This is a genomic window from Streptomyces yatensis (assembly GCF_018069625.1).
GTDB lineage: Bacteria > Actinomycetota > Actinomycetes > Streptomycetales > Streptomycetaceae > Streptomyces > Streptomyces yatensis.
Genome location: NZ_CP072941.1, coordinates 7,460,899 through 7,478,405 on the forward strand (window position 1 = coordinate 7,460,899; position 17,507 = coordinate 7,478,405).

16 protein-coding genes and 1 pseudogene are annotated in these 17,507 nt (G+C 73.6%); 8 read left to right on the forward strand and 9 right to left on the reverse strand.

Features of this window, described 5'->3' with window-relative positions:
• The first annotated feature begins 341 nt into the window (after positions 1 to 341).
• Entirely contained in the window at positions 342 to 1,097 is a 756-nt protein-coding gene (locus tag J8403_RS31035; RefSeq protein ID WP_211128520.1) for an adenosylcobinamide-GDP ribazoletransferase, read from the forward strand.
• Positions 1,098 to 1,312: 215 nt separating this feature from the next.
• Here the strand turns inward: J8403_RS31035 and cobT are convergent, their stop codons facing one another.
• The 3 genes and pseudogenes from cobT to J8403_RS31050 form a co-directional block, all read right to left on the reverse strand.
• Entirely contained in the window at positions 1,313 to 2,452 is a 1,140-nt protein-coding gene (cobT, locus tag J8403_RS31040; protein ID WP_211126062.1) for a nicotinate-nucleotide--dimethylbenzimidazole phosphoribosyltransferase, read from the reverse strand.
• Positions 2,453 to 2,995: 543 nt separating this feature from the next.
• Positions 2,996 to 3,355: pseudogene (locus tag J8403_RS31045) on the reverse strand (3-oxoacyl-ACP synthase); the annotation flags it as partial.
• 169 nt (positions 3,356 to 3,524) lie between these two features.
• Complete coding sequence (locus J8403_RS31050) at positions 3,525 to 4,724, reverse strand: bifunctional adenosylcobinamide kinase/adenosylcobinamide-phosphate guanylyltransferase (protein WP_211126064.1); 1,200 nt, start codon at positions 4,722 to 4,724, stop codon at positions 3,525 to 3,527.
• A 140-nt stretch (positions 4,725 to 4,864) separates the two neighbouring features.
• On the opposite strand from J8403_RS31050, the gene J8403_RS31055 reads away from it, so the two are divergent.
• Positions 4,865 to 5,068 carry a hypothetical protein gene (locus J8403_RS31055; RefSeq protein ID WP_059143388.1) on the forward strand — a complete coding sequence of 68 codons (204 nt, stop codon included), beginning with the start codon at positions 4,865 to 4,867 and terminating at the stop codon, positions 5,066 to 5,068.
• A gap of 97 nt (positions 5,069 to 5,165) precedes the next feature.
• Here J8403_RS31055 and J8403_RS31060 read toward each other — a convergent pair whose 3' ends face one another.
• The gene (locus J8403_RS31060; protein ID WP_211128521.1) at positions 5,166 to 5,876 is read right to left on the reverse strand and encodes a class I SAM-dependent methyltransferase; all 711 of its coding nucleotides are present in this window, start codon (positions 5,874 to 5,876) and stop codon (positions 5,166 to 5,168) included.
• Positions 5,877 to 5,959: 83 nt separating this feature from the next.
• Complete coding sequence (locus J8403_RS31065; protein ID WP_211126065.1) at positions 5,960 to 6,556, reverse strand: DUF3043 domain-containing protein; 597 nt, start codon at positions 6,554 to 6,556, stop codon at positions 5,960 to 5,962.
• 259 nt (positions 6,557 to 6,815) lie between these two features.
• On the opposite strand from J8403_RS31065, the gene J8403_RS31070 reads away from it, so the two are divergent.
• The 4 genes from J8403_RS31070 to J8403_RS31085 all read left to right on the forward strand — a co-directional run bounded on the left by J8403_RS31070 (position 6,816) and on the right by J8403_RS31085 (position 9,965).
• Positions 6,816 to 7,589, forward strand: a complete 774-nt coding sequence (locus J8403_RS31070) for a PspA/IM30 family protein (protein ID WP_161561592.1) — start codon at positions 6,816 to 6,818, stop codon at positions 7,587 to 7,589.
• 39 nt (positions 7,590 to 7,628) lie between these two features.
• Positions 7,629 to 7,907, forward strand: a complete 279-nt coding sequence (pspAA, locus tag J8403_RS31075; protein WP_211126066.1) for a PspA-associated protein PspAA — start codon at positions 7,629 to 7,631, stop codon at positions 7,905 to 7,907.
• A 103-nt stretch (positions 7,908 to 8,010) separates the two neighbouring features.
• Positions 8,011 to 9,288, forward strand: coding sequence for a sensor histidine kinase (locus J8403_RS31080; RefSeq protein WP_211126067.1), 1,278 nt, complete (start codon positions 8,011 to 8,013; stop codon positions 9,286 to 9,288).
• Positions 9,288 to 9,965 (forward strand): response regulator transcription factor, encoded by a 678-nt coding sequence (locus J8403_RS31085; protein ID WP_211126068.1) that lies wholly within the window; start codon positions 9,288 to 9,290, stop codon positions 9,963 to 9,965. The genes J8403_RS31080 and J8403_RS31085 overlap by 1 nt, the downstream gene beginning before the upstream one ends.
• A 344-nt stretch (positions 9,966 to 10,309) precedes the next feature.
• On the opposite strand, the gene nadA is transcribed toward J8403_RS31085, so the two are convergent.
• Positions 10,310 to 11,497: a quinolinate synthase NadA gene (nadA, locus tag J8403_RS31090; protein ID WP_211126069.1), complete on the reverse strand. Its 1,188-nt coding sequence runs from the start codon at positions 11,495 to 11,497 to the stop codon at positions 10,310 to 10,312.
• A gap of 238 nt (positions 11,498 to 11,735) precedes the next feature.
• On the opposite strand from nadA, the gene J8403_RS31095 reads away from it, so the two are divergent.
• Positions 11,736 to 12,089, forward strand: a complete 354-nt coding sequence (locus J8403_RS31095) for a HesB/IscA family protein (protein WP_020871998.1) — start codon at positions 11,736 to 11,738, stop codon at positions 12,087 to 12,089.
• A 94-nt stretch (positions 12,090 to 12,183) separates the two neighbouring features.
• Here the strand turns inward: J8403_RS31095 and J8403_RS31100 are convergent, their stop codons facing one another.
• Positions 12,184 to 13,698 carry a hypothetical protein gene (locus J8403_RS31100; protein WP_211126070.1) on the reverse strand — a complete coding sequence of 505 codons (1,515 nt, stop codon included), beginning with the start codon at positions 13,696 to 13,698 and terminating at the stop codon, positions 12,184 to 12,186.
• A gap of 91 nt (positions 13,699 to 13,789) precedes the next feature.
• Positions 13,790 to 14,014: a hypothetical protein gene (locus J8403_RS31105; RefSeq protein WP_161561594.1), complete on the reverse strand. Its 225-nt coding sequence runs from the start codon at positions 14,012 to 14,014 to the stop codon at positions 13,790 to 13,792.
• 170 nt (positions 14,015 to 14,184) lie between these two features.
• Here J8403_RS31105 and J8403_RS31110 point away from each other — a divergent pair, with 170 nt between their 5' ends.
• Positions 14,185 to 15,159 carry a carbohydrate kinase family protein gene (locus tag J8403_RS31110; RefSeq protein WP_211126071.1) on the forward strand — a complete coding sequence of 325 codons (975 nt, stop codon included), beginning with the start codon at positions 14,185 to 14,187 and terminating at the stop codon, positions 15,157 to 15,159.
• A 205-nt stretch (positions 15,160 to 15,364) separates the two neighbouring features.
• Here the strand turns inward: J8403_RS31110 and J8403_RS31115 are convergent, their stop codons facing one another.
• Positions 15,365 to 16,783 carry a cysteine desulfurase/sulfurtransferase TusA family protein gene (locus J8403_RS31115; RefSeq protein ID WP_211126072.1) on the reverse strand — a complete coding sequence of 473 codons (1,419 nt, stop codon included), beginning with the start codon at positions 16,781 to 16,783 and terminating at the stop codon, positions 15,365 to 15,367.
• Positions 16,784 to 17,507 lie beyond the last annotated feature (724 nt).

Here is a 17,507-nt window from a genome sequence, read left to right on the forward strand (position 1 = left end):
CGCGGCTCGGCCCAACAGGGGTGCGCCCTCGGGCTTACCGGATGGAGGTGGCCGGGATAGCCTTCCGCGCGATGGACACCACGCCGGAGCCGCCGCAGTCGCAAGCGCAGCCGTCCGCACGCCCGCCGGAGGCCGGGCCCGAGTCCGAGCCTCGGCCCGAGCTCCGGCCCGAGTCCGAGCCTCGGCCCGAGCTCCGGCCCGAGTCCGAGCCCCGGCCCGAGAGCGCGGAAAGCTCCGGGCCCTCCGAGGAGTCGGAGCACCCTGACCGGCCCGGGCATCCGCCGCGCCCCGCCTACGATCCGCCGCCCGCGCACGCGCCACGTGCCCCCTGGGCCGACGGAATCCGCTTCGCCTTCGGCACGCTCACGGTGCTGCCCGTACGGGGCACGCGCTGGGACCGGGAGGCGGCGCACGCGGGGATGTTGAGCGCGCCGTTGGCCGGGCTGACCGTGGGGCTGTGTGCTGCCGCGGTGGGTGGGGTGTTGCTGTTCCTGGGCGGTGGGGCGCTGTTGGCGGCCGTGGCCACCGCCGCGATACCCGCCGTACTGACCCGCGGCCTCCATCTCGACGGGCTCGCCGACACCGCGGACGGGCTCGGCAGTGGCAAACCGGCCGAGGACGCGCTGCGCATCATGAAGCGCTCGGACATCGGGCCGTTCGGCGTGATCACGCTGCTGTTCGTCCTGCTCGGCCAAGTGGCGGCCCTGGCCCAGCTCTACGGCCAGAGCTGGGCGCACGGCGCGGTCGGGGCGGCCGTGGCCGGTGTCGCCGCGCGCTGCGCCCTGACGCTCGCGGCCCGCGTGGGCGTTCCGGCGGCGCGGCCGGAGGGGTTGGGCGCGGCGGTCGCGGGCACGGTGCCGTGGCGTTCCGCCGGTGTGGTGGCGGCGGTGGTGGTGGTCGGCTGTGCGGTGGTGGCCGTCCCCTTCGGTCCGTACGCCGTCGTCCGGCACGCCTTCGCCGCGCTGGCCGCGCTTGCGGCGGCCGAACTCCTGCTGCAGCACTGCCGGCGGCGGCTCGGCGGGGTGACCGGCGATGTCTTCGGCGCGCTCGCGGAGACGGCCGCCACGGTGGCCCTGGTGGTCCTGACCTTCGGGTAGGCCGTGAACGTAGGGGATGCCCGACGGTTCGTGCCGCCTGCGGCGGGTTGTGCCCCTCCCCGTCCCTTCCCGCAGCATCAATATGCGGCTCCGCCGCGTGGTGGGGCTCCGCCCCAGACCCCACGCAATCCAGCCCCTCCGGCGTTTGAGGAGCGGGGTCCAGGGGCGGAGCCCCTGCCACGCGGCGGAGCCGCGTATCGCGCCCCCGGGCGCCCCTAGCCGTTGGTCTTCGGGGCCTCCGGGGCCTCCGGGGCCTCCGGGGCCTCGGCGTCCGCCGGGGTCTCCGAGGGCCCCGGGCCCTCGGAGCCTTCCGAGCGCTCCGGGAGTTCCGCATGCAGCGCCGCCGCCGCCCGCACCAGCGGCAACGCGAGCAACGCCCCCGTGCCCTCCCCGACCGTGACGCCATGGTCGAGCAGCGGCGTGAGGGCGATGCGGTCGAGGGCCTTCTCCTGGCCGGGTTCGCCGCTGGCCTGGCCGGCCAGCCACCAGTCGGGGGCGCGGAACGCCACCCGCTGGGCGACCAGCGCGCAGGCCGCCGAGACGACGCCGTCGAGGATCACGGGGGTGCGGCGCACGGCGCTCTGCAGCAGGAATCCGGTGATCGCGGCGAGGTCGGCACCGCCGACCGTGGCCAGCAGCTGGAGCTGATCGCCGAGCACCGGGCGGGCCCGCCGCAGCCCGTCGCGGATCGCGGCGCACTTCCGCATCCAGGCGAGGTCGTCGATCGCGGCCCCGCCGCGGCCGGTGACCACGGACGCGTCCGTACCGCACAGCGCGGCGATCAGCGTGGCCGCCGCGGTCGTGCCGCCGACGCTGAGGTCACCGAGGACGAGGAGGTCGGCGCCGGAGTCGGCCTCCTCGTCGGCGATGGCCATCCCGGTGCGGAAGGCCTGCTCGGCCTCGTCCAGGGTGAGCGCGTCCTCGACGTCGAGCCGGCCGGAGCCGCGGCGTACGCGGTGGCGGGTGACCTCCTCCGGGAGCTCCTCGGGGTCGCAGTCCAGCGCCATGTCGATGACCCGGACGGACGCGCCGAGGCGGGCGGCGAGGATGGTGGCCGGGCTCTCGCCGTCGAGCACCGCGCGGACCAGGCGGTGGGCGCTCCCGGCGGGGCGGGCGGAGACACCGAGGTCGGCGATGCCGTGGTCGCCTGCGAAGAGGATGACGCGCGGCCGCTCGACGGGCTTGACCGGCACCCGCTGCTGCGCGGCGGCGAGCCATTCGCCCAGCTCGTCCAGCCGCCCGAGCGCGCCCGGCGGCAGCGCGAGCCGCTCACGGCGCTCCTCGGCGTCACGCCGGATGCCCCCGTCGGGGCGCTCGATCAGGTCGACGAAGTCATCGAGATTGAGAGCACTCACCTGGTGAACCCTACCGGGCGGGGCGGGTTGCGGTACGGGGCCCGGCGGTTGAGGTACGGGGCCCGGCGGTTGAGGCCGGCTGGTGCCGGCGCCGGTGCTCGCCCGGGGCTGGCGCCGGTGCCTGCCGTCGGGCTGTTCGGCTCGGTTGTCCGCGGCACCGTCTCGCGCCTTCGGCGCAATTGAGCAGCGGGGCAGGGGGTCGAGGGTGCGGCCGCGTCGCCGGGCGTAGGCCGGTGGGGTGTGAGGGCCGGTGGCGGCACTGGCGCTCGGGCTCCGGGATCGGTGCCGGGCTGCCGCAGGGCCGGACTGCCGGACCGCCCGACCGCCGGGGGCTGGGTACCCCTTGGGAAATTGCTTGACAAATTAGTTGCTTCAGATCAAGCGTTTTTTAAGGGGGTACCTGGAGGGGCCGCGCGCCGACCGGGCACTCAGCGGCCGCAGTCCGGCGGAACCGCGGGCCGCCGGGCTCGGACCCCCGCCGGTTGCACCCACTCCCCGCAGTCCGGAGGGACCCGGCTGCCGAGTCGGGACGCCGCCACAGCGTCAACTCCCACCGGCCCGGCGGCCGGCGGCGCAGCCCGCGCCCCCCACACCCCCGCCCCGCTGCTCACAAGCGCCGAAGGCGCGAGACGAAAGCCGCACCCCACCGAGCCGCCCGGCCCGGGCGGGCAGGCTCATCAGCGCCGCGCTGCCGGAGGTGTGCCCGATGGCGCTCTTGATGACGGTCATCAGCGGGCCCGGGGCGGCACCGGCGAAGACCGTGTCCAGGGCGGCGGTCTCGGTCGGGTCGTTGAGCGCGGTGCCGGTGCCGTGGGCGAGGACCAGGCCGATGTCGTGCGGGCTGACCCCGGCGCGGCGGTGGGCGTCCCGCATGGCCGCGACGATGGCGCCCACGTCCGGGGCGGTCTCATGGTGGGCGCCCCGCCCCGGCCTCGGCTCGGGTCGCCCGGGATCCGGCCCGGCTCATCCGGGATCCGGTCCGGGTCCCGCTTCGGGCGCTCCGGGATCCGTCCCTGGTTTCAACTCGGGTGGCCCAGGGCCCCGGGCAGCCGGGACCCGGCCACGGCATGGCTCAGCCGCGCAGCGGCAGCGGCTGCCCGGCCACCACCAGCAGCACCTGCTCGCACTCCTCGGCGAACATCGCGTTCAACCGGCCCAGTTCATCCCGGAAGCGGCGGCCGGAGGCGGTCGCGGGGACGACGCCGGAGCCGACCTCGTTGCTCACCGCGACCACCGTACGGCTGGTGGCGCGGACCCCGGCGACCAGAGCGGACACCCGCTCGCGGAGGGCGCGTTCACCGCCGTTCGTCCACTTCTCGTCGTCCCAGGCGTTCACGGAGTCCATCGCGTCGGTCAGCCACAGCGCCAGGCAGTCGATGAGCAGCGGTGGGCCGTCCTCGGCGAGCAGCGGTGTCAGATCGCAGGTCTCGGCGGTGCGCCAGGAGCCGGGGCGGCGCTCGCGGTGGGCGGCGACGCGGGCGGCCCAGTCGGGGTCGCCCGCGCGGGTGCCGCCCGTGGCGACGTACAGGACGTCGGGGAACGCGGCCAGCCGCCGCTCCGCCTCCAAGGACTTGCCGGACCGGGCGCCGCCCAGCACCAGTGTGCGGCGCGGCAGATCCGGTACCGCGGAGTACTCGCCGACGATCAGCGTCCGCCCGTCCGGCACCGCCCGCGCCCCCGCCGTGGCCAGACGGCGGTGCAGCTCCCGGCCCGGTGGGGTGGTGTGGTCGAGGTGGACGGCCAGGACATCGGTGGTGGCGCCCACGGCGCCCGAGGCGCGCAGGGCGGCCAGGGCGTCGGGGCGGCCCAGCACATCGAGCAGCACCATGTCGTACGGCTCGGCCGGGTCGGCGAGGCCCGCGGCGGCGGCGCCCGGCGGGAGGTAGAGCAGCCGGGTGCTGTCGGGGCCGGTGACCTCGTAGCCGGTACCGGGGGAGTCCAGCGCGACCGCCCGCACCCGATGGCCGCTGATCAGGGACAGCGTACGGCCGTCCGGCACCCGCCCCGGCGCCGGCAGCCCGGCCGGGAACTCGACGGCCGGGCCCGCGTGCGGATGGGAGAGCAGCACCTGCCGGACGCCGGCCAGTGAGTGGCCGGCCCGCGCGGCGGCGAAGGCAGCCCCCGGGGTGAGGTCGATCAGCAGCGCGCCGTCGATCAGCAGCGAGGTGGCGGCCCGCGCCTCCTCGCCGACGGCGGCGGCACAGGAGGCGCAGGGGCAGCCGTGGCGGGGCAGCCCGTCGGGGGCTCCGGTGCCCAGAAGAGTGAGTTCCACGCCCCGATCGTCTCGCGTCCGATCCCACGGGTCGCGCGGGGCCACCCCGTACGGAGTGATCAGTCACCTAGGCTGCGGGCAGACATCACCTGTGGACCGGCGGGTATCACCTGTGGGCCGGCGGGATGGAGGAGGCTGGAATGGCTTGGACATGGCGGTTCGAGAAGTCCGACGGGGCGGAGACGAAGCCCGCGGTGCAGCCGGAGGAGTTCCCGACCCAGGGGGACGCGGAGTCGTGGATCGGTGAGGAGTGGCGGGCGCTCCTCGAAGGGGGCGCGGAGCAGGTGACGCTCTTCGAGGACGGTACGAAGATCTACGGTCCGATGAGCCTGCGCGGCGAGTAGCCAGAACACCTGACGGACAAGCGCACCTGACGGACAAGCGCGCCGAACAGGAGGACCCGCGCGGGGTGGCGGCGCCCACCGCCACCCCGTCGTCGGATCAGCCCCGCACCCCGCACAGATGCAGCAGCGCCGCCACCGCGCGGTACGGATCGGTACGGCCGGCCCGCTCCTCGGCGGTCAGCAGCCGCTCCCACTCCGGGGAGCCGGGCGGCTCCGCGTGGTCGGGGGCCAGGTCGGTGAAGACCCGCACGCCGTACCAGGCGTGCAGCGGCGCGCCGATCGCGGTCAGGGTCTCGGCCAGCTCCTCACGCCGGTCGGCGCGCACCGGCAGCCCGATCCGGTTGGTGTACGAGGGGGAGTCGAAGGCGGTCAGCGCCGTGCCCCAGTCCCCGGCCAGCCCCGGCCGCATCGCCAGCGCGTCACCGTTGCGCACCAGCAGGGAGAGCAGACCGCCGGGGGCCAGCACCCGGGCGAGACCGGCGAGCAGCGGATCCGGTTCTGGCAGGTACATCAGCACCCCGTGGCACAGCACCACATCGAAGGCGCCGGGCAGGAAGTGTGCCCCGGTCTCCCGGCCGTCGCCCTCGAGGAGCCGTACGCGTCGTCGGATGCCCTCGGGCTCGTCGGCGAGCGCGGTGCGGGCCGCCTCCAGCATGGTGGGGTCGGACTCCAGCCCGGTGACCTCATGGCCGGCGCGGGCCAGCCGCAGGGCCTGGGTGCCCTGGCCGACGCCCACGTCGAGCACCCGCAGCCGCTGTCCCACCGGGAAGCGGGCGGTGATCTGCTCATCGAGCTGGCGGGCGACCAGCGCCTGCCGGACGGTGTTCCGCAGGCCCCCGAGGTGGCTCAGCCAGCCGGGCGCCCCGCCGGTGAAGCCGGAGGGTCTGCCGCTCAGGGCCGCTCTCCGCGCTTGACCTGCGGCTTGGGCAGCCGCAGCCGGCGCATCTGGAGGGTGCGCATCAGGGCGTACGCCACCGCGCCGCGCAGATTCTCGTCGGGGAAGCGCTGCCGCAGCTGCCGCTTGAGCTGGAAGCCGAAGAAGATGGAGTTGACCACGATCAGGACGATGACCACCATCCACAGCAGCAGCACATAGCTCTGCATGGCGCCGGCCTGGATCATGCTCAGGATCAGGATGACCACCGCGAGCGGCAGGAAGTACTCGGCGACGGAGAACCGCGAGTCCACGAAGTCGCGGGCGAAGCGCCGCACCGGACCCTTGTCGCGGGCCGGCAGATACCGCTCGTCGCCCCCGGCCAGCGCCTCGCGCTGCTTGGCCAGATCGGCGCGGCGGGCCTCGCGGGCACGCTTGGAGGCGTCCTTGCGGTTGGCCGGCGTCTTCGCCAGGCTGCGGCGCTGCGTCTGGGCCTCGCTCCGCTTGGGAGTGGGGCGGCCCTTGGGCGCCTGCGGGTCACGGGTCTGCTGCGGCTGGTCCGCGGTCACCTTGGTGGTAGCGGCCTGCTCATCCTTGGAACGGCTTCGGAACACAGGGCCAAGGGTACGGGTTGCGGAGTGTGCGCCCCAGCCTCAGGGGGAACGATCGGGCAACGGCGTCCCGCCGTATCGGGACACAGGGGACACACTCCTCCTTGCGCCGGAGGCTCCCGCCCGCTGATCGTCCTGCAGGAGGAGCGCGGGCGGGCTCCAACAGTGCGGTAATGGAAGCAGGCCCCGTAGGCTGGGTCTGTTGGAGTGCCGGAGTCACACGTCCGTCAGAAGGGGGCGCGCGAGGCCCATGAGCGGTGTCATGAAGCGTATGGGGATGATCTTCCGCGCGAAGGCCAACAAGGCCCTGGACCGGGCCGAGGACCCGCGCGAGACCCTTGACTACTCGTACCAGAAACAGCTCGAGCTGCTCCAGAAGGTGCGGCGTGGCGTTGCCGACGTGGCGACCTCGCGCAAGCGCCTGGAGCTGCAGCTCAACCAGTTGCAGGGGCAGTCCACCAAGCTGGAGGACCAGGGGCGCAAGGCGCTCGCGCTCGGCCGGGAGGACCTGGCCCGCGAGGCGCTCTCCCGCCGTGCCGCACTGCAGCAGCAGGTCACCGATCTGGAGACCCAGCACCAGACGCTGCAGGGCGAGGAGGAGAAGCTGACCCTGGCCGCCCAGCGGCTGCAGGCCAAGGTCGACGCCTTCCGCACGCGCAAGGAGACCATCAAGGCCACCTACACCGCGGCCCAGGCGCAGACCCGGATCGGCGAGGCGTTCTCCGGCATCTCCGAGGAGATGGGCGACGTCGGCATGGCGATCCAGCGTGCCGAGGACAAGACGGCGCAGCTGCAGGCCCGCGCGGGCGCGATCGACGAGCTGCTGGCTTCCGGCGCCCTGGACGACCAGTCCGGCATGGCCAAGGACGACATCGCGGCCGAGCTCGACCGGATCTCCGGCGGTACGGACGTGGAGCTGGAGCTGCAGCGGATGAAGGCCGAGCTGGCCGGCGGCAGCCCGCAGCAGGCGATCGAGGGCGGCAAGACGGACGAGGCCCAGCAGTCCCAGACCCCGCACAAGTTCGACAAGCAGTAGCCCGCGCCCCGCCTGGGCGAGGTCTCCGAGGAGGTCGTCATGATCGTACGGATCATGGGGGAGGGCCAGGTGCGGGTGGCCGAGAGCCATCTGCCCGGGCTGAACAGGCTGGACGACGAACTGCTCGCCGAGATCGAGGGCGGTGATCACGAGGGCTTCCGGAAGACCCTGGGCGCGCTGCTGGACGCGGTGCGCTCGGCCGGTGAGCCCCTGCCCGACGACGCGCTCCAGCCGTCCGAGCTGATCCTCCCCGCGGCGGACGCGACCCTCGAGGAAGTCAAGGCGATGCTCAAGGACGACGGCCTCATTCCGGGCTAGTGCGACGCACCCCCGGACCACACTCCAGCACAGGTCGTGCCTCCCCTCACCGGCCGGGTACGGGCCGCCCAGGAAACCGGGCGGCCCGCGGCGGCCCTTACCGTTGGATTCCGTGACTCCCCTCGCCGTCGGGCCGGGTCTGGCCCGTCCGCACCGCTGGCTGTGTGCCCACCCCCGCGCCCTGGACACCCTGGTGGCGATCGGGGTCCTCGCGCTGATCCTGATCGGCGCGGTGGCCGGTCCGCGCATGCGCCACCAGTCGCTGGGCCCCCTGTTCGTGCTGCTGGCCGTGCTCGTCGCCGGCTCGCTGATCTTCCGCCGCGATCTGCCGCGCGGGGTGCTCGCCTTCACCGTCGCCCTCACCCTCGTCGAGATCGTCACCAATGACGTGGGCCCGCCGCGCACCTCGATCGTGTTCGGGGTCGTGGTGGCGCTCTACACCGCCGCGACCCGCACCGACCGGCCCACCACCTGGCGGCTCGGCGCCGCCACGGCCGTGCTGCTCACCGGGGCCGGGATGCTCTTCGCGCTCAACCCCTGGTACTCGCAGGAGAACTGGGGCCTGTTCGCCTGGGCCGGGCTGGCCGCGGCCACCGGTGACGCGGTGCGCAGCCGGCGCGCGTACATCGCCGCCATCGAGGAGCGGGCGGTCCGCGCCGAGCGCACCCGTGAGGAGGAGGCGCGCCGCCGGGTCGCCGAGGAGCGGCTGCGGATCGCCCGGGAGCTGCACGATGTCGTGGCGCATCACATCGCGCTCGTCAACGTCCAGGCCGGGGTCGCCTCCCATGTCATGGACAACCGCCCGGACCAGGCCAAGGAGGCACTCGCCCACGTACGGCAGGCGAGCCGCTCGGCGCTGGACGAGCTGCGCGCCACGGTCGGCCTGCTGCGGCAGTACGGCGACCCCGCCGCCCCCACCGAACCGGCTCCCGGCCTCGCCGTCCTGGACCAGCTCGTGGACGGCTTCGTACGGGCCGGGATGCGGGTCCGGGTCCGGGCGCAGCCGCCGGAGTCGCTGGGCCCGCTGCCGGGCTCGGTGGACCTCACGGCCTACCGGGTCGTCCAGGAGGCGCTGACCAATGTGCACAAGCACGCCGGGCCCGGGGCCACGGCCGAGGTCCGCATCGCCCGGGTCGGGGGCGCCGCCGGGAGCGCCCTGGAGGTCACGGTCGAGGACGACGGGGCGGGGACGCGGCCCGAGGGGCCGGAGGGGGAGCCCCCGGCACCCGGGGAGGAGACCGGCGGCGGCGGACACGGTCTGCTGGGCATGCGCGAGCGGGTGACCGCGCTGCGCGGCAGCTGCGAGGCGGCACCCCTGCCCGAGGGCGGTTTCCGGGTGCGGGTGAGACTTCCTCTGCAGCCGCGTAGGGGAGGGGACTGATGACGATCAAGGTGCTGCTCGCGGACGATCAGGCGCTGCTGCGCAGTGCGTTCCGCGTTCTGGTGGACTCCGAGGCGGACATGGAGGTGGTGGGGGAGGCGTCCGACGGCGCGCAGGCGGTGGAGATCGCCCGTACCCGGGGCGCCGACGTCGTCCTGATGGACATCCGGATGCCCGGTACGGACGGACTGGCCGCGACCCGCATGATCACCGAGGATCCGCAGCTGGCGGACGTCCGGGTGGTCATGCTGACGACCTTCGAGGTCGACGAGTACGTGGTGGACTCGCTGCGCGCGGGGGCCAGCGGCTTCCTCGGCAAGGGCGCCGAACCCGATGAGCTGCTCGCGGCGATCCGCATCGCGGCCGCCGGCGAGGCGCTGCTGTCCCCGGCCGCGACCAAGGGGCTGATCGCCCGCTTCCTGGCCCAGGGCGACGGGAGCGGCGACGAGGGCGCCTATGACGCCTCACGGCTGGACGCCCTCACCGTCCGCGAGCGCGAGGTCCTGGTCCAGGTCGGGGGCGGGCTGTCCAACGACGAGATCGCCGCCCGGCTGGAGGTCAGCCCGCTCACGGTCAAGACGCATGTCAACCGCGCGATGGCCAAGCTGGGCGCCCGCGATCGCGCCCAGCTGGTGGTGATCGCCTACGAGACGGGCCTGGTCCGCGCAGGCGCCTAGCGCCCGCCCGGCGAACCTTTCCCCTCCCCGCCCCTCCCCGAAACCGGGGCTCCGCCCCAGCCCCCGGAGTCTGGGGCTCTGCCCCGGATCCCGGACGGGAGTCCGCCCCGGGTCTCGGACCGGGGCTCTGCCCTGGGCCCCGGAGGGGAGTCTGCCCCCGCCCGGTCCCGGGCTCTGCCCCAGGCCCCGGACAGGGGCTCTGCCCCAGCCTCCGGAACCGGGGCTCTGGCCCGGGCTCCGGGGTCTGGGGCGGAGCCCCAGTTGTGGGAGGGGGCGGGGAGGGGAAAGGCCCGCCGCAGGCGCCACCCGGGGCGCCCACCCCCATCGCCGAAACCCAACGCCCCCTACGGCAGCGCCAGCATCCGCTCCAGGGCCAGCTTGGCGAAGTGCTCCGTCTCCTCGTCGACCTGGATGCGGTTGACCACCTTGCCGGCCACCAGCGACTCCAGCGCCCAGACCAGATGCGGCAGATCGATCCGGTTCATGGTCGAGCAGAAGCAGACCGTCTTGTCGAGGAAGACGATCTCCTTGCCCTGGTCGGCGAAACGATTGGCCAGGCGCCGTACGAGATTCAACTCCGTGCCGATCGCCCACTTCGAACCGGCGGGGGCGGCCTCCAGGGTCTTGATGATGTACTCGGTCGAGCCCACGTAGTCGGCCGCCGCCACGACCTCGTGCTTGCACTCGGGGTGCACCAGCACGTTCACACCCGGTATCCGCTCGCGCACATCGTTGACCGAGTCCAGCGAGAAGCGGCCGTGCACCGAGCAGTGGCCGCGCCACAGGATCATCGTCGCGGCGCGCAGCTGCTCGGGGGTGAGCCCGCCGTTCGGCTTGTGCGGGTTGTAGACGACGCAGTCCTCCAGCGACATGCCCATGTCGCGGACCGCCGTATTGCGCCCGAGGTGCTGATCGGGCAGGAACAGCACCTTCTGGCCCTGCTGGAACGCCCACTCCAGCGCCCGCTCGGCATTGGAGGACGTGCAGATCGTGCCGCCGTGCTTGCCGGTGAACGCCTTGATGTCGGCCGAGGAGTTCATGTACGAGACGGGCACCGTCGCCTCCGCGACGCCCGCCTCGGTCAGCACCTCCCAGCACTCGGCGACCTGCTCGGCCGTGGCCATGTCGGCCATCGAGCAGCCGGCCGCCAGATCGGGGAGGACGACCTGCTGGGCCTCGGTGGTGAGGATGTCGGCGGACTCGGCCATGAAGTGCACACCGCAGAAGACGATGTACTCCGCGTCCGGCCGCGCCGCCGCGTCCCGGGCCAGCTTGAAGGAGTCACCGGTGACATCAGCGAACTCGATGACCTCGTCGCGCTGGTAGTGGTGACCGAGCACGAAGACCTTGTCCCCGAGCTTCTCCTTGGCCGCGCGGGCGCGGGCCACCAGATCCGGGTCGGAGGGCGCCGGAAGGTCTCCCGGGCATTCCACGCCGCGCTCGCTGCGGGGGTCGGCCTCCCGGCCGAGAAGCAGCAGAGCGAGCGGGGTCGGCTGCACGTCGAGGGGCTGGGCGGTGGTCACGTCACGCACCCTTCTTTCTTCGCTGGGACTTCGCTGGGAACCCTAATCGTCAGAATGACGCTATCTATCATAGCCGCTTCACGTCACTTTGACGAGAGGCATTGTGTCGATGTGACGCATTCCGGTGCGTCCAGCCGTATGCGAGCATGAAGGACAGCGGGAGATAAGCGCTGGGCCCGGAATGAATCCGGGACGCCGTTGGTTGGTTCCGACGGCAAGTAGTCCGTACGACCCGGGAGAGAAGCAGATGACCGTTCAGGACGAGACCACCGCGAGCGAGGGCATCATCCTGTCCGACGCCGCCGCGTCGAAGGTCAAGAGCCTGCTGGAGCAGGAGGGCCGCGACGACCTCGCGCTGCGCGTCGCCGTCCAGCCCGGCGGCTGCTCCGGCCTGCGCTACCAGCTCTTCTTCGACGAGCGCTCGCTCGACGGCGACGTCGTCAAGGACTTCGGCGGCGTCAAGGTCGTGACCGACCGCATGAGCGCCCCGTACCTGGGCGGTGCCTCGATCGACTTCGTCGACACCATCGAGAAGCAGGGCTTCACCATCGACAACCCGAACGCCACGGGTTCCTGCGCCTGCGGCGACTCCTTCAGCTGAGCCCCCGGCGCGGCGGAAAACAGCGAAACGGAAGGGGGCGGGCCCATCGGGCCCGCCCCCTTCCGCATGTTCCGCCCCGGCTCGGGTCGCCCGCTCACTTACGCAGCGGCACCGTCTCGCCGGTGGAGCCGTCCACGACCTTCCGGCCGTCCAGCGGCTCCTTCAGCGTCACCTTCCGGTCCAGCTGCTTGGCGACGAGGATGCAGGCCCGCCCCGGATGGGTCGGCTTGCTCTTGAGCTCCAGCGTCACCTGCTTGGAGGTCTCCTTCGCCGAGACCGAGTAGGTGTTGCAGACACCGCCCCAGAAGCGCAGCGTCAGGGTCTTGCCGTCCACGCGGTACGAGGTGATGTCATCCGGCTTGGAGGTCCGGTTCCCCTTGCCCGGCCGGGTCGACGGGGAGTGGCCCGGCTCCTGGGCCTTCTTGATGAACTCCGGCTTCACCGCGGGGTAGGGGAGGGTGACCGCCACCCGGTTGGTCCCGGTCGGCTTGGTCTCGAAGATCCACGACGGCACCAGCGCCCGCCGGCCGTCCACCATGTGCGAGGCGAGGCCGAACGTCACCTTGCGCACATCCACCTTGCCCGACGGGCCATCGCCCTTGGCCGACGTCGAGTTGAGCCGCTCCAGCGCCTGCTCCGCGCTGAGCACCGGATAGGTGTCGTCCTCCTTGGGCTTCGCCAGCGTGCCGCTGCCGCCGACCAGCTGGCCGTCGGCGCCGACCTGCAGACTGGTCCCCCAGCCGTAGGTGGGCAGATCGCCCACCTTCGGATCGGCGTTGACCATCCGCACGGCGCCGTAGAGGCCGCTCGCGTCCAGCTTCGCGTCCGACAGCCCGAGCGCCTCGAGCACCGGCTCGGCGGTGTGCTGGGCCTTCTCCTCGGACACGGCCGCCTCGCGGCCCTCGGCGGCGCCGTTGTCACCGCGCTTGTCGCCGTCGCGGTAGGTCGGGCAGCTCTTGTCGGCCCCGTCCGCCCCGTCGCCCTTGTCGGTCCGCCCGGCCTTCTTCGGGTCCGGCTTCGCTTCCGGCTTCGCTTCCGGCTTCGCGTCGGGTTTCCCGTCCGGGTGGACGCAGGACGTACCGCCCGGCGACCCATAGCGCGAGTACGACCAGCTGCCCGGTCCGGTCCGGCTCACCCGCAGCGTCGGGCCGCTCGCGTCCGGGGTGCCGCCGACCTTCCAGTACCCGTGGTCGGCGCGGGGGCTGCCGGCGACGTCCAGCGCCTTCGCCAGCCGCGCCACATCGGCCTTGGTGACCTTCGGGTCGGTCAGATAGACCGGGGCCTCCTTCGGCCCGTCCGGCAGCTTGCCCGTGACGACGTAGCGGCCGCCGTGCGGATCGGGCTCGCCGGGCGCGATGCCCTCGTTCCCTCCTCGCTCGCCGCCCGGAGAGGCGTAGGCGTCCAGTGCGAGGGGCTTGGGCGCTCCGTCCTCGCCCGCCGCACCCGGACCCCGGGTGCCGCCATCCGCCGCGGTGGAGGCCCAGTAGGCGCCGCCACCTCCGGCGACCAGCACCGCGGCCGCCACCGATACGACGGCCAGCGGCGAGCGCCGGCGCGGTCGGGGAGTGTCGTCGGGGGTCTGCGGGGTGTCGGTGTCCTCGGTGCTCACCGTTTCGCTCCTTTGGCTCCGCTCACGTTCTACGGTCCCATCCCTCGCGAGGAGATGCCGATGAGACGGAGCCGGGGCGCGCCCGGTTCCTTCAGTCGCCGTAGTCCGACATGCCGGCCAGCAGATCGGCCGATGCCGCGGGTACGCTGATCCCCCGGATGCGGGAGGGGGCGACCGGTGAAACATGCCTGGCGGGAGGCGATACGGTGACCGCCCAGTGCGGCGCCATCCGGGCACCGTCGCCGCGCAGCTCCTCCAGATACTCGGGCTCGATGGCTCCGGTGGCGGGAAGGGCGGGGCTGAGGTGCTGGGGCATGATGCCTCCTGGTCCATGGGAGTCGCCGACGCGTACCCCCGTCCACGCACCGTATTCAGCCGGTGTCGGTGAAGAAAGCCCTACTATTGGGTAGTTTCTTCCATTCGTATGGACCGGGCTGAGCAGATAGCGTGAAGCGTCCGATCTCTCCGCCCCGCAGGAGCGACTCCGTGCGTATTGCCGTTACCGGCTCCATCGCCACCGACCATCTGATGTCCTTCCCCGGCCGCTTCGCCGATCAGCTGGTCGCCGATCAGCTGCATACGGTCTCCCTCTCCTTCCTGGTGGACACGCTCGATGTCCGCCGTGGGGGAGTCGGCCCCAACATCTGTTTCGGCATGGGCGTGCTCGGCCTGAGCCCGATCCTGGTCGGCGCGGCCGGTGAGGACTTCGCCGACTACCGCGCCTGGCTAGACCGGCACGGTGTGGACACCGCGTCCGTCCATATCTCCGAGGTCAAGCACACCGCGCGCTTCGTCTGCACCACCGACGCCGATCACAACCAGATCGCGTCCTTCTACACCGGCGCCATGAGCGAGGCCCGCCAGATCGAGCTGCAGCCGGTCGCGGAGCGCGCCGGCGGCCTCGACCTCGTGCTGATCAGCGCGGACGACCCGGAGGCCATGGTCCGGCACACCGAGGAGTGCCGCTCGCGCGGCATCCCCTTCGCCGCCGACCCCTCCCAGCAGCTCGCCCGCATGGACGGGGAGGACATCCGGCTGCTGATCGGCGGCGCGGAGTACCTCTTCACCAATGAGTACGAGGCCGCGCTGATCGAGACCAAGACCGGCTGGACCGCGGAGCAGATCCTCTCCAAGGTCGGCACCCGGGTCACCACGCTGGGCGCGCAGGGCGTGCGCATCGACCGCGAGGGCGAGGAGCCCGTCGTCGTCGGCTGCCCGGAGGAGGACCAGAAGGCCGACCCGACCGGCGTCGGCGACGCCTTCCGCGCGGGCTTCCTCTCCGGCCTGTCCTGGAACCTCTCGCTGGAGCGCGCCGCCCAGGTGGGCTGCATGCTGGCGACGCTGGTCATCGAGACGGTCGGCACCCAGGAGTACGAGCTGCGCCGGGGCCACTTCATGGAGCGCTTCGCCAAGGCGTACGGCCATGAGGCGGCGGGCGAGATCGCGCCCCACCTCCCCTGAACCCCGCTGGGCGCCCAGGGGGCCGTCGCTCCCTGGGCCCCGCCGCGGCTGTGGCTCCTACGGTCCGCCGTAGCGTCGTGGGCCCCGCCGCGGCTGTGGCTCCTACGGTCCGCCGTAGCGTCGTGGGCCCCGCCGCGGCTATGGCTCTTACGGGTCCCGCCGGCGCCCCTTGGCCCCGCCGGCGCCGCTGCCGCCCCGCCGTTCTCTAGGCGCGGCGTCGCACCCGGTAGGCCACGCCCCGGTCGGCCGTCCGCTCGCCCTCGTAGCTCTGGCCCCGCATCTCGCACCAGGCCGGGATGTCCAGCCGGGCCGCCTCGTCGTCGGACAGCACCACCACCACACCGCCCACCGGCACCTGGCCGATCACCTTGGCCAGCTCGATCACCGGAATCGGGCACCGCTTGCCGAGCGAGTCGACCACCAGCGCGACATCGGGCTCGGGCTCGGGCTCCGGGGCGACGGCGGGCTCGGCGGTCTCGGCGGGCTTCGGCGCACCCAGGCGCTCCCGCACCTGCGCCACCACCCCCGGCAGCGCCTCCAGGAACCGCTCCACCTCCGTCTCGGCCGTACCGTGCGGAAGCGAGACCCGGACATTGCCCTCGGACAGCACCCCCATGGCCCGCAGCACATGACTCGGGGTCAGCGTGGACGAGGTGCAGGAGGAGCCGGACGAGACCGAGAACTCCGCGCGGTCCAGCTCATGGAGAAGCGCCTCTCCGTCGACATAGAGACAGGAGAAGGTCACCAGATGCGGCAGCCGCCGCTCCGGATCGCCGACCACCTCGACGTCCGGGACCAGTTCCGGCACCCGGGCCCGGATCCGGTCCACCAGCCCCCGCAGCCGCTCCGCCTCCGCGGCGGCCTCCGCCCGGACGGCCCGCAGCGAGGCGGCCGCGGCGACGATGGCGGGGAGGTTCTCGAACCCGGGGGAGCGGCCCGACTCCCGCTCGTCGGTGGGCGGGACCGTACGGAAGCGCACCCCCTTGCGCACCGCGAGCAGCCCCACTCCCGCAGGTCCGCCCCATTTGTGGGCACTTGCCGCCAAGAGCGACCAATTGCCCTCTACGGGACCCCAGCCGAGCGACTGCGCCGCGTCCACCAGCAGCGGTACGCCCGCCGCCGCGCACTCCTCGGCCGCCTCGGCCACCGGCTGCAGGGTGCCGACCTCATGGTTGGCGGACTGCAGACAGGCCAGCGCCACCCCGTCCGGGGCCTCCCGCAGGGCCGTCGCGTACGCACCCGGGGCGACCCGTCCCGTACGGTCCACCGGGACCTCGGTGACCGTACCGCCGTCCGCCTCGTGCGCGGCCGCCGTGTGCAGCACCGAGGAGTGCTCCACGGCGGAGACGACCAGACGGCGGCCGGCGCGTCGGCGACCCGCGAGCGCCCCCGCGATACCGCCGTACACCGCGCGCGTCCCCGAAGGAGTGAAGACGAGCTCGTCCGGGCGGCACCCGACCGCCTCGGCGGCCGCCTCCCGTGCGGCGTCCAGCAGCAGCCGGGCCCGCCGTCCCTCCCGGTAGAGGCGTGAGGGGTCGGCCCACCCCTCGTCGAGCGCGGCGAGGAGCGCCTGCCGGGCGACGGGGTGCAGGGGAGCGGACGAGGCCATGTCGAAGTAGGGCACATACGGAACGCTAGTCGGCGAGACCGGCAAACGGACGGCCGCGGCCCGCGAGGGGCACCTCCGGTGCCGAAGCCGGGGACGTGCAGGAACCGGAGCCAGGCCCGCACCGCGACCGGAGCGAGGGCCGCGCCGCGGTCGGAGCCAGGTCGCGCCGGGATCGGAGGCGGGCCGAACCGGCGCCGAAGCCGGGACCGGAGAAGGTCATATCGTGACCGGCGCCGAGGGCCGCATCGGCTTCGGCTCCGCGGCCGGAGCGGGGATCGCACCCCGCCGAGGCCAGGGCCGCAGCCGGGCCCGCAGCCGGACGGGTCCGGGCTGGGCTCGAAGCAGGGGTCACCCCCGGCGGCAGCCGGTCCCGCAGCCGGGCCCGCGCTGGGCTCGAAGCGGGGGTCACTCCCGGCCGCAGCCGGGTCCGCGCCGGGCTCGAAGCGGGGGTCACTCCCGGCCGCAGCCGGGCCCGCGCCGGGCTCGAAGCGGGGGTCACTCCCGGCCGCAGCCGGGCCCGCGCCGGGCTCGAAGCGGGGGTCACTCCCGGCCGCAGCCGGGCCCGCGCCGGGCTCGAAGCGGGGGTCACCCCCGGCGGCAGCCGGTCCCGCAGCCGGGCCCGCGCTGGGCTCGAAGCGGGGGTCACCCCCGGCGGCAGCCGGTCCCGCAGCCGGGCCCGCGCTGGGCTCGAAGCGAGGATCACTCCCGACCGCAGCCAGGCCCGCGCCGGGCCTCAAGC

Coding starts and splice junctions, on each gene's coding strand:
- J8403_RS31055 (WP_059143388.1), top strand. CDS start 4,865: ATGGCTTGGACATGGCGGTTCGAGAAGTCCGACGGGGCGGAGACGAAG.
- J8403_RS31070 (WP_161561592.1), top strand. CDS start 6,816: ATGAAGCGTATGGGGATGATCTTCCGCGCGAAGGCCAACAAGGCCCTG.
- pspAA (WP_211126066.1), top strand. CDS start 7,629: ATGATCGTACGGATCATGGGGGAGGGCCAGGTGCGGGTGGCCGAGAGC.
- J8403_RS31085 (WP_211126068.1), top strand. CDS start 9,288: ATGACGATCAAGGTGCTGCTCGCGGACGATCAGGCGCTGCTGCGCAGT.
- J8403_RS31095 (WP_020871998.1), top strand. CDS start 11,736: ATGACCGTTCAGGACGAGACCACCGCGAGCGAGGGCATCATCCTGTCC.
- J8403_RS31105 (WP_161561594.1), bottom strand. CDS start 14,014: ATGCCCCAGCACCTCAGCCCCGCCCTTCCCGCCACCGGAGCCATCGAG.